The organism is Sphingomonas sp., assembly GCF_041661885.1.
In the GTDB taxonomy this organism is placed as follows: domain Bacteria; phylum Pseudomonadota; class Alphaproteobacteria; order Sphingomonadales; family Sphingomonadaceae; genus Sphingomonas.
On the sequence record NZ_JBAZTL010000004.1, the window covers coordinates 354,272 to 368,495 of the forward strand.

A 14,224-nucleotide genomic window follows, 5' to 3' on the forward strand; every position below is an offset into this window, starting at 1 on the left:
GGGCTCATTCGCTGGGAAGGGCGGCACAGATGGCATAGCCGAGCGGGGGAAGGGAGACCGATACCGTGCCCGGTGCGGTCGCGTGCGGTGCGCACCGTCCGGCAAGGGCCGTGAACCCTGCCGAGCGCGCGCCGATTTCGATATTGGCGCGCACCGGCTGGCTGGATGTGTTGAGCGCGACCAGAATTTCGTGCCCGTCATCGTCGCCGCGCGTAAAGGCGAGCAGGCCGGGCTTGTCCGATGCCGCGCGCACCACGGTGCGACCACGACGAAGCTGAACATGATCGCGCCGGATTTTCGCCAGCATCGCGATCGTCTGGAAGATCGGGTTGTCGGTGCCGAAATGGGCGGTCGCGGTGGTCGTCGCGGTCCCGATCAGCCGATTGTCGTTATAGCTGGGGACCTGGCTTGCAAACAGGTCCTCGCGCGCGTCCTGATCGCCGCCGTGGCCGGTGAACCCCTGTTCGTCTCCCGAGTAGATCGTCGGCACGCCGCGCGATGACAGCAGCAGCACATGCGCGAGCGTGACGCGCTGCAACCGTTCCGCCTCGCTCGCATTTGACCAGGCGAGATCGAGCATATGGCCGATCCGCCCCATGTCGTGATTGCCAAGAAAGGTGGGCAGGCGTTGCGCAGCGGCGGGGCCACCTTCGTACAGCACATCGCCATCGATCAGCTTGGCGAAAATATCGGTCCCCGCCTTGCCCGAAAGCATGGCGCGGGCCGCCGCCTGGAAGGAGAAATCCAGCACGGCGGGCAGTGCATCGCGCCGGGTATATTGCGCGGTGTAGCCGGGATCGACCGCCTCCGAATAAATCTCGCCGAAGATCGGGAAGTTGGGAATGCCGCGCGCCGCCGCGCGGGATTGCATCGCCGGGACGAAGGCCTGCCAGAATTCCGGGTTTACGTGTCGCGCGGTATCGATGCGAAACCCGTCCACGCCGAAGCGGTCGATCCAGCTTGCGTAGATACTGACAAAGCCCGCGACGACGCGCGGGTTCTCGGTCATCACATCGTCGAGCCCGGCAAAATCGCCATAGCGCGCCGATTCCCCCGCGAAGGTCGAATCCCCACGATTGTGATAATACCGTGGGTCGTTGAGCCATGCGGGGGCTTTTACGGTCGCTTCGGCGGCGGGAACGAAGGGGGTATAAGCGTAGCCTGGGTCGGTCAGCTTTGCGAAATTCTCCGGGGTCTGCACCGCGTCGCCCGCAAAGCCGGGATTGATCGGCGCGCCATCGACCCCGCCACGTCGCTGATACGGATAATCGGCCTTGCTGCGATAGGCGCATGGTTTGCCGACGCATTCGCGATACTGGATCACGTCCGCCGTGTGATTGGCGATGATGTCCATATAGACCTTGATGCCCTTGCCATGTGCGGCATCAACAAAGGCGGCAAAATCGGCATCGCTGCCGAAATGTGGATCGACATGCGTGAAGTCGGTGATCCAATAACCGTGATAGCCTGCGCTCTCCTGGCCTTTGGCGCCCTGAACGGGCTTGTTCTTGAAGATCGGACCGACCCAGATCGCGGTAACGCCAAGCGATTGGATATAGTCGAGCCGCCGCGTCAATCCTTTCAGGTCGCCGCCGTGATAGAAGCCCTTGGCGGTCGGGTCATAGCCTGTGGTCAGCCGGTCGCCGGTCAGGCCGCCTTTGTCGTTGGCGGGATCGCCATTGTCGAAACGGTCAGGCAGCGCAAAATAGATGATCTCGTCCTCAGGCGCGCGTGCGCGAATCTGGTCGATCGGCACCACCACCGGCCCGGCAAGCGCGAGCAAAAGCGCGGCGGCGATACTCACGCCAACACCGGCTGCGGGGCGGCGCAGTGGCGCGCGATGAAGTCGGCATGGCTTGGCATCTGGGCAACCTCGCGCGCGTTGAGTTTGTCGATCGTGTCCATGAACTCGGCAAGGTCGGCGGGGGGAATGGCATCGGCGATCGGGTGGTGGCCGTTCGGCATCACTCCCTGACCAGCGAAGACCTGCAGCCAGCCGACTTCGGTGAATAACTCCTCATGCTCGCGCGTGATGTGGCCGTTGCCGCGCCACAGGTCGATCTTCGCCGCGAGCGTGTCGGGAACCGGCATGTCGCGGCACATTTTCCAGAAAGGCTCCGCCCGGGCGTTTGCCTTGTAATGCAGAATGATGAAGTCGCGGATGCGTTCATATTCGAAATCACTTTGGCGATTGAACTCGGTGCGGTCGGCCTCGGCAATGGTGTGGCCGGGCAGCAGCTTCATAAGCCGCGAAATTGCCGACTGGATCATATGGATACTGGTCGATTCGAGCGGCTCCATAAAGCCACCGGCAAGGCCGATCGCGACGACGTTGCGGTTCCACATCTTCCGGCGCTTGCCGGTGCGGAACGCGATGGAGCGCGGCTCGGCAAGCGCCTCGCCATCGAGCCCGGCGAGCAGCGTCGCGGTCGCTTCATCCTCGCTCAGATGCTGCGATGAATAGACGATGCCGTTGCCGGTGCGGTGCTGTAGCGGGATGCGCCATTGCCACCCCGCCGCCTTGGCGGTCGATCGCGTATAGGGTGTGAAGGCGGTGCTGCGTTCCGATGGCACCGCCAAGGCACGATCCGCCGGGAGCCAGTGGCTCCAATCCTCATATCCGGTCTTGAGCGTCTGTTCGATCAACAACCCGCGAAAGCCGGTGCAATCGATATAGAGATCGGCGCTCAGGGTCGTGCCGTCCTCCAGCACCAACGCGGACACGTCACCCGTCTCCCGCTGGTCGACGCGGATCACCTTGCCTTCGATGCGGTTGATCCCCCGCGTCTCGCTATAGCGGCGCAAGTGACGGGCATAGAGCCCGGCATCGAAATGGAAGGCGTAGGGCATGTCGGGCAGGACGCGGGCAGTGCGCGCGGGCCCCCGCTGCATTCGTTCCGCCAACGCCGCCTGATTGTTGAGCGAATAGGCTGCGAGATCTCCGGCCAGCCCAAGCGTCTTGGCCCGCAGCCAATAATGATGGAACGGCAGCAGCCCGACATCGCGCCCGATGTCGCCAAAGGCGTGCATGTAGCGATGGTTTGGTCGCAGCCAATCGACAAATTCGATGCCGAGTTTGTACGTGCCTTGCGTCGCCCGCAGGAAAGCGTCTTCATCGAGGCCAAGCGCATCGTTGAACAGGCGAATTTGCGGGATCGTCGCTTCGCCCACGCCGACCGTGCCGATTTCCTCGGATTCGATCAGGTCGATCTCGAAGTCGGCCTCCAGAAAGCGCGCAAACGTGGCCGCCGTCATCCAACCCGCGGTGCCGCCACCGACGATGACAATTCTGATAGGCTGGGGCTGATTGGCCATGATCCGCGTCCCCGCTTCGTCAATTTCAGGCACCGCAGCGGCGAGCAACGGGTCGCCCCGCCGCTCGCCGATGGCTAGGTTCAGAACTTGTACGTGATGCCTACATAATAATCACGGCCATAGCGCTGGTAATCGATCACCTGACGCTGGTCGTTATTCTGGTAGGTGACGAACGGACGGTCGGTCAGGTTCTTGGCCTGTGCCAGGATCGAGAAACCCTTCAGGAACCCGTCCTGGAAGTCATAGCCGATCTGCGCGTCGAGAATGCCTTCCGACCGGGCCGTCCGATAGGTCGGGTTGGCCGACAGGCCTGCGACTTCGGCGAGGAAGGACGAGCGGTAGCGATAGTTCACGCGCGCCTGGAAGCCATATTTCTCGAAATAGACCGTGCCGCTGCCGGTCCATTTGGACAGGCCGGGCAGGGTGATCGCCTGGCTCGGGTTGCTCGCGAACTTGATTTCGGATTCGGTATAATTGCCCGATATGAAGGCACCGAAGCCGTCGAGCGCTTTGGTCACCGACTTGAACGGCACCGAAATCGTCGCTTCCAGGCCAATCACGCTGCCACGTCCGGTGTTTGCCGGGGCGCTGACATTGCCGATGGTGAGCCTGTTGGCGGTGACGATGGCCTGTTGCGCCGGAGTCAATGCCGACAGCAGCGACGAGAAGTCATAGGCGTAGCTGTTGTTGGGATCGACGAAGTCCGTCAGGTGCTTATAATATCCCGACAGCGCAACATACCCGCCGCCGTGGAAATACTGCTCCAGCGACACGTCGATGTTGGTCGACTGATACGGCTTCAGCGCGACATTGCCGCCTGACGAGGTGAAGACCGGGTTCAGGCCGGGGTTGGTGTTGTTCGTCTGAATGTTGACGGTGTTGATGGCAACGTCCTGCGTAACCCGTTCCTGGTCAAGCCGTGGACGTACCAGCGTTTGCGAGGCACCAAGTTTAACATAGCCAAGCGGGATCAGTTCGAGCGCCAACGTCGCCGAGGGCAGGACGTTGGTGTAGCTGACCTTTTGCGATGCCGGAGCGATGGTCACCACACCCGCCAGCACGCTGGCGATCTGACCGTCGGAGCGTTGCTCGCTATGCACGACTTGCGTACCGATCGAGCCCTTCAGCGCCTTGCCGCCGACATCGCCATCGATGGTGATCTTGGCATAGCCGGTATAGACATTCTCGATCACCACATTGTCGCGCACCAGCGACGACGGGCGATTGTCAAAGAAGCTGTTGAAGCTGTTATTGTAGAGATACAGCGGGTTGAGCGCGAGCACCGCGGGCACGCCGAGATAGTCGAGCGGAACCTTGCCGATAATTGCCTGGGTCGGGATCGCTGCCGAGGTCGGCGTTCCGCTGGCAACCGTGCAGTTGGTTCCCGCCCCCTTCGGGCACAGGAAATAGGATTGATAGGCGCTGGTCTTTTCGCGGCGGCTATAGTTTGCGCCCGCTTCCCAGCCCTTGACGATGCTGTTGTCGAACTCGCCGTTCAAGTTGGCGCGGAGCGATTTGAGATCGTCCTTGAAGCTCGGGCGGTTGAGGAAGCCCGACTGCACAACGGCTTGCGTGCCGTTATACCCCCAACCCTGCGGGTCGGTCAGCCGGAATATGTTCGTGTTGGTATAATCGAGCGTGGGCACGATCCTGTAGGTGCCGTTGGCTTGCTGCGTAACCCTGACGGTGTCGTCCGGACCGGTGCCGCCATAGCCGACGCCGGTATAGGTTTCGAGCAGGAAGTCCGTGCGGGTCGCATGGCTCCAGCTTGCATCGACGTTGAGATGGATCTTGTCGTTGAGCTTCAGGTCGTTGTTCCAGCCGAGCGAGAAGTTCTCCGCCTTGCGCTGGTTATAATCGTTGCGCTGGACCGCATGGACGCCCGAAAAGGTGGTGGTCGTCGCGAAGCCATCGGTGACCGAAAGGCCGCTTTGCGCCGGGCTGGAGAAGCCAAGCGGGAATTCGATTCCGCGCAGGCGCTGCGTTTCTTCAAAGTGCGAATAGAGCGCGTCGAAGGTCGAATGGAAATTCTCCGACGGCCGCCACTCGATCGTGGCGACACCGCCGTAACGCTTCAATTCGTTCGACTGGACATAGGGCTTGGCGCCGCCCAGCACGAACGGGCTCGCCGCCGTGCCGCTGCCGGCATAGCCCCACGCGTTATAGCGCTCATCCTGCGACGGGGCCGAGGTTGCCGAAACGCCGAGCGCGATACCCAGCGTGTCGTTGGCGAATTTGTCGACATAGGTCGCCGATGCGCGATAGCCGTAGCGCGTGCCGTCGGGGTTGAGCTTGTCGATGCCATTGGCCTGGCCACGGGCGCTGAGCGCGATCACGCGCTTGGCCTGGTCGAGCGGACGCAGCATCCGCAGATCGACCGTGCCGGAAATGCCCGCCGCGACGAGCGAGGCGTCGGCGGACTTGTACACGTTGACGGTCTTGAAGAATTCGGACGGATATTGATCGTATTCAACGCCGCGATTGTCGCCGACCGTCACCTGTTCGCGGCCATTGAGCAGCGTGGTCGAGAAATCAGGGCCCAGGCCACGGATCGACAAGCGCTGATCGCGCCCTTCGAGGCGCTGCGCGGTCACGCCGGGAAGGCGAGCCAGCGAATCCGCGATCGATACGTCGGGCAGCTTGCCCACGTCTTCGGCCGAAACCGAGTCAACGATCAGCACCGACTGGCGCTTGATCTTGGCCGAGGAATCAAGGCCGGCGCGAATGCCGGTGACGACGATGTCGCCATCCGCAGCCGGCGCGTCGGTTGCTGCGGCGGCTGGCCCGGTGCTTGGCGCGGTCTGCGCGAAGGCCATGCCCGGTACGGCCAGCGCTGCCGCCAGGGCGACGCTGCTGACGCGGAGGGCAAGGCGGCTGGACATGGCGGGAAAGCGCACAGGCTCACCGGCGCGGTCCGCGCGGTGCATCACGAAATCTGTCATCTAAAACATCCCCTCAGGCGGGCTTGGCCCGCGCATCCTCACAAGTTTCAAGTTTCCTCGACGTCCTGAATTCGCGTCGATTGGCCCTGTGTTGCTATATTTCGACCGGGGGCGTTGCAAAAGGAGCGGGCATACGTATTCACAAGCAATGCAGTATGCGCGATCAACTGTAGTATTCAAACAATACGCGGCGTCGGTCTGAGATGGGCAAACGGCCGACGTCCTTTGACATTGCGCAACTGGCAGGCGTGTCACAACCAACGGTGTCGCGTGCGTTGCGTGGCGTGAAATCGGTCAACGCACAGACGCGCGCGCGGATCGAGACGATCGCACGCAACCTGCATTATGCGGTCGACAAACACGCCTCCAGCCTGCGCAGCCAGGCCGCCAACACGCTGGCGCTGCTGTTTTTCGAAGAGCCCGCAGCCGAAGATGCTGCGATCAATCCGTTCTTCCTGTCGATGCTGGGGTCGATCACGCGTGCCAGTGCCAGAGCGGGATATGATTTGCTGATCTCGTTTCAGCAGCTCTCGGGCGACTGGCACGTCGATTATCAGGACAGCCACAAGGCCGATGGCATTATCCTGCTCGGCTATGGCGATTACGAGGCCTATCGGGCGCGGCTGGATCATCTGGCCGAGCAGGGGACGCATGTCGTGCGCTGGGGCGCGGTGGATACCGGCCCGGCGGGGATTACGGTCGGCTCCGACAATCGCGGCGGCGGGCGTCAGGCAACCACCCATTTGATCGAAACCGGGCGGAAGCGGATCGCCTTTCTTGGATCAGCGGACAGTCGCTATCCCGAGCTGGAGGAGCGCTATCGTGGCTATCTCGATGCGCTGGCGGCGGCGGGACTGGTGGCGGAGGCGGCGCTTCGCGTCGACGCCATCACCAGCGAGGAGGCCGGGCAGGACGCGGTGGAAACGCTGGCGGCGCGCGGTGCTGACTATGATGCGATCTTCGCGGCGAGCGACAGCATTGCGATTGGCGCGATGCGGGCGCTGGCGGCGGCGGGGCGTAGCGTGCCCGGCGACGTTGCGATCGTCGGGTTCGATGATATCCCGTCGGCTTCGTTGACCAGCCCGCCGCTCTCGACCGTGGCGCAGGATGCACGGCGCGCGGGTGAGGTGCTGGTGGAGACACTGCTCGGACAATTGCGCGGCGAGCCTGTCGGGTCTGTGCCGCTCCCCACGCGGTTGGTGGTGCGCGCGAGCAGCGGGGCGTAACGCTCAGTCGTCGAACAGGAACAGGTTGAGCGTCAGCCGTCCGGCAAGCGGATCAGGACTGAGCGTAACCTCGGGCGGCAAATAGGCGCAGTGCAGCGTATTGCCGGCGTAAACGAGCGCGCGATTAAAGGCTCCGGGCTGGATTGCGATTTGCTCGTACAGCGCGGTGTCGCCCGCAATATAAGCGGGGTCGGGCAGTCCGTGGGTAGCGATACCCGCCTCAAGCACGTTCTTGAATCGCGGCAATCGCGTGGCATCAACGCTTTCGAAGCCGGTGTCGCGCTGGCGGTAAAAGGCGGTGCCGCCCTGTGCGCCGTGGCCGAGAAACAGCAACACCGCGATCCGGCGTGGCTCGACTCCGTCGAAATGCGGCAGGCGCTGGATCGGCGTCAGGTCCGCAGGCGGGGTTGTCACCAGCGAATAATAGGCTTCGGAAACCGCCGGCGCAGGATCGAGCCCGAAATGGGCCGCGAGCGCGGGGGCGAGACGGCGACGCATCGTTTCCGCAAGACGCGGCGGCACTGTGGCGCGGACACCGGGATAATGCGGCCCGATCGACCCCATCCGCAGCGCGGCCGCATCCTCCCGCAACAGGTCGGGATCGGGCCAGAAATCGTCGATCACCAGCAGCGGGCGCTGCTCGTTTCCTTGCCGATGGAGGATAAGGGGAGGCATGGACGGTGTCATGCCGGTGGCCGGGGGCAGTCCGCAAGCCCCTGGTGGTGGCGCGGCGGGCGCATTCGTATGCACGCTTGTACCCGCAACCGCATGTCGTCACTCTCGCGCGATACGCACCACGGCCGAGCGACAAGAGCCAGGGGCAGGGGAGGATGACGTTGAGCGAAAAACCGGTGCAGGGCTTTGGCGGCCTGTGGAACATCAGCTTCGGATTTTTCGGTATTCAGATCGGCTTTGCGCTGCAGAATGCGAACATGAGCCGCATCTTCCAGACGCTGGGCGGGTCGCTCGACGATCTGTCCTATCTCTGGATCGCGGCCCCGCTGACCGGGCTGCTCGTCCAGCCGATCATCGGCCATTATAGCGACCGCACATGGAGCCGCTTCGGGCGGCGGCGGCCCTATTTTTTCGCAGGGGCGGTGCTCGCCGCGCTGGCCTTGTTCGTCATGCCCGAGGCGAAAATCCTGTGGCTGGCGGCGTTGACGCTGTGGGTTCTCGACGCATCGATCAACGTATCGATGGAGCCGTTCCGCGCCTTTGTCGGAGACATGTTGCGCAAGGATCAGCACACCGCAGGCTATGCCCTGCAGACCAGTTTTATCGGGGCGGGCGCGGTGGTGGGTTCGATCTTCCCGTTCGCCCTCGCGCATCTCGGCGTGTCGGGAGATGCCTTGGGCGGGGTTCCGGCGACGGTGCGGTACAGTTTCTGGTTTGGCGGGGCGGCATTGTTGCTGGCGGTGTTGTGGACCGTGGGCACCACGCGCGAATACAGCCCGCAGCAGATGGCGTCCTTTGGCGAAGCCGATCTTGACGAAGGCCTGTCGCAACCGGTGCGGGCGCTTGCCGCGCGCGGTTTGGGCAAGAGCGTCGCGTGGATCATCGGTGGCGCGGCGGTGGTGGTCGCGGTGCCCGAGCTTGGCTTGCAAAAGGAAGTGTATCTGCTCGGTGCGTTGTTGATCGCCTACGGTATCGCCAGCATCGCCGCGATCATGCTGGCGCGCGGCGGTAATGCCAACAATGCGCTAAGCCAGATCGTCGGCGATTTCTCGGATATGCCCGATGTGATGAAGCGCCTGGCGCTGGTGCAGTTTTTTAGTTGGTCGGCGCTGTTCATCATGTGGATCTTCACCACGCCGGTGGTCGCGCAATATATGTACGGTTCGCGTGACGCGACCAGCGCCGCCTATAATGCGGGCGGTGACTGGGTCGGGGTGTTGTTCGCGATCTATAACGGGGTCGCCGCGCTGGCCGCGTTGCTGGTGCTGCCAAAGCTGGCGGCGAGGATCGGTCGCGTAAAAACGCACATCGCGTGTTTGCTATGCGGTGCTGCGGCCTATGCGAGCTTTTTGGTCATCCGCGATCCGCATTGGCTGATCGTCAGCGAAATCGGAGTGGGGATTGCCTGGGCGTCGATCCTGGCGATGCCCTATGCCATTCTCGCCTCCAGCCTGCCCCAGGCCAAACTCGGCATCTATATGGGGTTGTTCAACGTGTTCATCGTCATCCCGCAGTTGCTGGTGGCCACGGTGATGGGATCGGTGTTGAAGGCCTTTTTCCCGACCGAACCGATCTGGACAATGGCCTTTGCCGCAATCGTTATGGGCCTGGCCGCGCTCGCCATGCTGCGGGTGCCGGAGGTAAAAGGCGCCTGAGTCGGCGGCTACCGCACGTCCCCGCTCGCGACCGTAGCGGACGGGGTCGGTTTGGCGGTGGGGGCGTCCAGCTTGCGGCGCACCCCGGCCAGCCCGTCGGGCAGCGTGGCGGGCACTGCGCCCGCCCGCACCGCGCCGGGCAAACTCTCCAGGCGGAACCCCTCGGTGCTGCGCGTGGCGGGGACATAGACTTGCTGTTTCATGCACTGCGACACATCGGCGCGGTGAAACTCGCTGCAATTCCATAATGCCTTGTCGAAGCCGCTGGCACGGTCGCGCAGGTAGCTGAACGACATTGCCGCGATTTGGGTGGGTTGCAGCGGGAGCGCGCCAGGGGTTTTGGCCTTGTCGGTCCAGCCCATCACCTTGCAATAGGCACGTTCCCCGCAGGTTCGCGCCGCGAGTATGGCAAAGCCGTCGGGCGTCATTTTCCGGGCGTCGAGCGTCAGCAGGAAGCTGTTGCCATCGGTTGCCAGCGGCGTGGGCAGCACTGCCGCGGCGGCGGCAACGTCGATGGGGGCCGCGTCGCCGCCCACCGATGCCACACCCCCATGCGCTTCCGAATAGGCGGCAAGCGCGGCGATCACCGGTTCGTCCGCCGCGACATGGCGGTTGAACGCAGCGGGCGTCCCCCACCAACCGGTCCAGCGGAAGAACAGGTGCGTGTTGACGGCGGCAACCTTGTCGAGGCTCGATTGCCAATACGGCACCACCCAGTCGGTGTGGTAATGCGTGGCATGGCCGACCGGCTTGAACACAGCGCCGCTCAATGCCGCCGTGGCGGTCTCTCTTGCACGCGCCCATTGCGCATCGGCCCAATGATGGCGGACCAGGGCACCGTCGCAGGTGAAGGTAAACTGGCACCCCGTTGACCGTTCCGCCCCCTGAAAGATCACACCGCAAATCGTCTTGGGAAAGGCGGGGTGGCGCACGCGGTTGATGATGACCTGCGCCACCGCGCGCTGCCCGACCGGTTCATCGCCTGCCTCATACAAAATGGCGGCGGCCATACAGTCGATTGCGCGCGCTTGCTGTGCGGCATCGCCCGACAGATGGAACGGGCGCGCGGCGGGGTTTGGGCCGTCGACAAAGGGGACGCTGGCGTTGAAGGCACGGGCGTCGTCGGGGTCGAGATCCTGAAAGGCAACCGGCTCGACTGCGGGAAGCTCGGCTTGCGGCACGACGCGGTGCGGCACCGGACGCGCGAGCCGGTGCCGGGCGACCGGTGGGGCAAAATGCACGACAAGCGCGGGGATGAGGATCGCGAGGACGGCAATCAGCAGCACGATTGCCCGCAATATGCGGCTGGGAGCGGGAGGGTTGTGCATTGGGGTTAGCGGTGTCTGCTACGCGGGGTGGCGGGCACGAACGGCTCCTGTCCGGGGATGGCTGGCGGCTTTAGCGCACTCCGCCGGGAATAGGAATTGGGGGTAGGGTGGCCGCACGCGAGTCTCGATTCTGGACGCCGCTATAACGCCGACGGGCGGTTATGGTGCCATCGCATTGTCCCCGAGTCGCGGGCGGACACCTGCGCGATGGCGCGCTCCTCCCGGCGAGCGATTCGTTTCGTCGGCGGGTGGGTATCGCGGCGGAGGATGCGGGCGCTGCGGATACTGCGGTCGCCTTGGCCGCGCCTTGGGCCTGTCGAGGGGCGCATACGGCCCGACTGCCGCATCTGTCGGGCGTATGCACCCTATTGCAGCGGCTCGAGCGCTGACATGCCGCCGTTCCGTCGCGCTGCTCCCGTTGTGCGGAGGCCGCAGCGACGGTTGCGTTGTCTTGTAAAAACCTGTTCTAGATCAGCGTTTTATTGTGGCCAAAGACCGGTCGCTTCGCACAGGTCCCATTGGTCGGCTGCCTTGACGTGGCAGGCCTGATCGGACGTCTGGCATTGCCGGAACTTCGCCTGATATTGCCGATAGCAGCTCTTGGGTGCCGGGGTTTGTGCCGCCACTTCCGTTATTGACGGAGCGGTAGAGGCAGCGGCAACCGCCAGCACCGCACGCGGGGCGGCTGCGACAACGCTTGCCGCCGATGGCGCGCGCGCGCCGGAGTGAGTGAAAACCATCGACCAAAGCTGAAACAATGCCAACAGAACGCTGGCGCAAATCATGGCTTTACGCATTACACATCCCCCGGCGGGCCCCCGCCCGCCGGTGAACACCATAGCCGAAAAAGACCGTTACCGCGACATCAACCTTCCGGCAAAAAGTCCGGTACGGAGAGATACCGTTCGCCGGTGTCGTAGTTGAAACCGAGCACGCGTGAGCCCGCTGGAAGCTCCGCCAGTTTCTGCGCGATTGCGGCGAGCGTCGCGCCCGAGCTGATGCCGACCAGCATCCCTTCCTCGGCGGCGGCGCGGCGCGCCATCGCCTTGGCGTCGGCGGCCTCGACCTTGATTGCTCCGTCGATCGCCTGCGTGTGCAAATTGGCGGGGACGAAGCCCGCGCCGATGCCCTGAATCGGGTGCGGCCCGGGCGTACCGCCCGAGATGACGGGCGAGGCTGCGGGCTCGACCGCATAGACCTTCAGATTCGGCCAGTCCTGCTTCAGCCGCTCGGCGACGCCGGTGATGTGGCCGCCGGTGCCGACGCCGGTGATGATGACGTCGATCGGGGTATCGCGGAAATCGTTGAGGATTTCGATCGCGGTGGTGCGGGTGTGGATGTCGATATTGGCAGGGTTTTCGAATTGCTGCGGCATCCAGGCACCCGGCGTCTGCTCGACGAGTTCGAGCGCACGCTCGATCGCGCCCTTCATGCCCTTTTCGCGCGGGGTCAGATCAAAAGTCGCGCCGTAAGCCAGCATCAGGCGGCGGCGTTCGAGGCTCATGCTCTCGGGCATGACCAGCACGAGCTTATAGCCCTTGACTGCGGCGACCATCGCCAGGCCAACGCCGGTATTGCCCGAAGTCGGCTCGATGATCGTGCCGCCGGGCTTCAGATGGCCGTCCTTTTCCGCTGCCTCGATCATGGCGAGCGCGATGCGGTCCTTGATCGACCCGCCGGGGTTGGAGCGTTCGGACTTGATCCACACTTCGGCGCCCGGGAACAGCTTCTGGACGCGGATGTGCGGCGTGTTGCCGATCGTGTCGAGGATGGTGTTGGCTTTCATGGCGTGGCCTCCAGTTCGAGATCGCGGGAATCTTGCGGGCTTTTGAGCGGGTCGAAAGTCTTGGCGTTACGGATGCTGGGAAAGAGATAGGTCCACAGGATCGTGACGACAATCGCGCCGCCGCCGCCGACCAGCACCGCGCCAACCGGCCCGAGCGCTGCGGCGAGGAAGCCCGATTCGGCCTCGCCCAGCTCGTTCGATGCCGAAATGGTGAGCTGTGACACCGCGCCGACGCGCCCGCGCTTGTCGTCGGGGGTGTGCAGCGTAATCAACGACTGCCGGATATAGACCGAGAACATGTCGGCTGCCCCCGCCACCGCCAGCGCGATGAGGCTCAGCGCCATGATCTGCGACACGCCGAACACTACCGTCGCCGTGCCGTAAACCAGCACCGCGCCCAGCATCTTGGGGCCGACATTGGTCTTGATCGGGCGGAACGAGAAGAACAATGCGACCACCGATGCTCCGGCGGCTGGCGCGGAGGCGAGCAGGCTCAACCCTTGCGGCCCAACCTTCAGGATGTCGTGCGCGTAGATGGGCAGCAAGGCGCTGGTTCCCGCCAGAAATACGGCGAAGAGATCGAGCGTGATCGCCCCCAGCACGAGCTTGTTCTGGCCGACATAGGCCAGGCCATCGACAATCTGGCGAATCGGGTGCGCCTTGCTCGGGGTGATCGAGCGCGGCACCGGGCCGATCGTGAACAGCGCGAGCAACGTCGTCAGGAACAGCGCGGTCGCCACCGCATAGGCCCCCCACGGGGCCGCTGCATAAGCAAAACCACCGATCGCCGGGCCGATGATCGTGCCAATTTGCCACGAGATCGAGCTTAGCGCGATGGCCGTTGGCAGCACTTCGCGCGGCACCAGATTGGGCGCCAGTGCACCGAACGCCGGCCCGGCAAAGGCACGCCCGAGGCCGAGCAGTACCGCGACCGAGAACAGCACCGGCAGCGTCATGCCCTCGCAATAGGTCACCAGCGCCAGCGTCAGCGCGCACAGCGCCTGCAGCGTAACCGTGCAGCGCGTGATCCAGCGCCGGTCGAATCGGTCGGCAACCCAGCCGGTGATCGGCGTCGTCACGAACAAGGGAATGAATTGCAGCAGCCCGATCAGCCCAAGCTGTGCGGCGGCTCCGGCGGGGGACATCGTCGTGCGGGCGATGGTGTAGGTCTGCCAGCCGATGACGATGATCATCGCGTTCTGCGCGATCGTCATCGAAAAGCGCGCCGCCCAATAAGCGCGGAACTGCGGGATTCGGAGGGGGTGGGGTGCTGCGTCCATTGTATTCGGCCTTAAGC

At 63.9% G+C, this 14,224-nt stretch carries 10 protein-coding genes; 2 read left to right on the forward strand and 8 right to left on the reverse strand.

What is annotated here, in order from left to right; translation table 11 throughout:
- Positions 1-4: 4 nt before the first annotated feature.
- The 3 genes from WC704_RS10430 to WC704_RS10440 form a co-directional block, all read right to left on the reverse strand.
- On the reverse strand, positions 5-1,804 hold the full coding sequence (locus WC704_RS10430; RefSeq protein ID WP_372889848.1) for an alpha-amylase family glycosyl hydrolase: 1,800 nt from the start codon (positions 1,802-1,804) through the stop codon (positions 5-7).
- The gene (locus tag WC704_RS10435) at positions 1,801-3,315 is read right to left on the reverse strand and encodes a tryptophan halogenase family protein (RefSeq protein WP_372889849.1); all 1,515 of its coding nucleotides are present in this window, start codon (positions 3,313-3,315) and stop codon (positions 1,801-1,803) included. The genes WC704_RS10430 and WC704_RS10435 overlap by 4 nt, the downstream gene beginning before the upstream one ends.
- Before the next feature lie 80 nt (positions 3,316-3,395).
- Positions 3,396-6,197, reverse strand: coding sequence for a TonB-dependent receptor (locus tag WC704_RS10440; protein ID WP_372889891.1), 2,802 nt, complete (start codon positions 6,195-6,197; stop codon positions 3,396-3,398).
- Positions 6,198-6,460: 263 nt separating this feature from the next.
- Here WC704_RS10440 and WC704_RS10445 point away from each other — a divergent pair, with 263 nt between their 5' ends.
- Positions 6,461-7,483, forward strand: a complete 1,023-nt coding sequence (locus WC704_RS10445) for a LacI family DNA-binding transcriptional regulator (RefSeq protein WP_372889850.1) — start codon at positions 6,461-6,463, stop codon at positions 7,481-7,483.
- Between the two features lie 3 nt (positions 7,484-7,486).
- Here WC704_RS10445 and WC704_RS10450 read toward each other — a convergent pair whose 3' ends face one another.
- Entirely contained in the window at positions 7,487-8,158 is a 672-nt protein-coding gene (locus tag WC704_RS10450) for a DUF6445 family protein (protein ID WP_372889851.1), read from the reverse strand.
- A 155-nt stretch (positions 8,159-8,313) separates the two neighbouring features.
- On the opposite strand from WC704_RS10450, the gene WC704_RS10455 reads away from it, so the two are divergent.
- Entirely contained in the window at positions 8,314-9,813 is a 1,500-nt protein-coding gene (locus WC704_RS10455) for an MFS transporter (protein ID WP_372889852.1), read from the forward strand.
- An 8-nt stretch (positions 9,814-9,821) separates the two neighbouring features.
- Here the strand turns inward: WC704_RS10455 and WC704_RS10460 are convergent, their stop codons facing one another.
- From WC704_RS10460 to WC704_RS10475, 4 genes are all read right to left on the reverse strand, one after another.
- Complete coding sequence (locus WC704_RS10460; RefSeq protein WP_372889853.1) at positions 9,822-11,141, reverse strand: cell wall hydrolase; 1,320 nt, start codon at positions 11,139-11,141, stop codon at positions 9,822-9,824.
- Positions 11,142-11,620: 479 nt separating this feature from the next.
- Positions 11,621-11,938, reverse strand: coding sequence for a hypothetical protein (locus WC704_RS10465; protein ID WP_372889854.1), 318 nt, complete (start codon positions 11,936-11,938; stop codon positions 11,621-11,623).
- Positions 11,939-12,006: 68 nt separating this feature from the next.
- Entirely contained in the window at positions 12,007-12,927 is a 921-nt protein-coding gene (gene cysK / locus WC704_RS10470) for a cysteine synthase A (protein WP_372889855.1), read from the reverse strand.
- Positions 12,924-14,207 (reverse strand): MFS transporter, encoded by a 1,284-nt coding sequence (locus WC704_RS10475; protein WP_372889856.1) that lies wholly within the window; start codon positions 14,205-14,207, stop codon positions 12,924-12,926. The genes cysK and WC704_RS10475 overlap by 4 nt, the downstream gene beginning before the upstream one ends.
- Between the last annotated feature and the right edge of the window lie 17 nt (positions 14,208-14,224).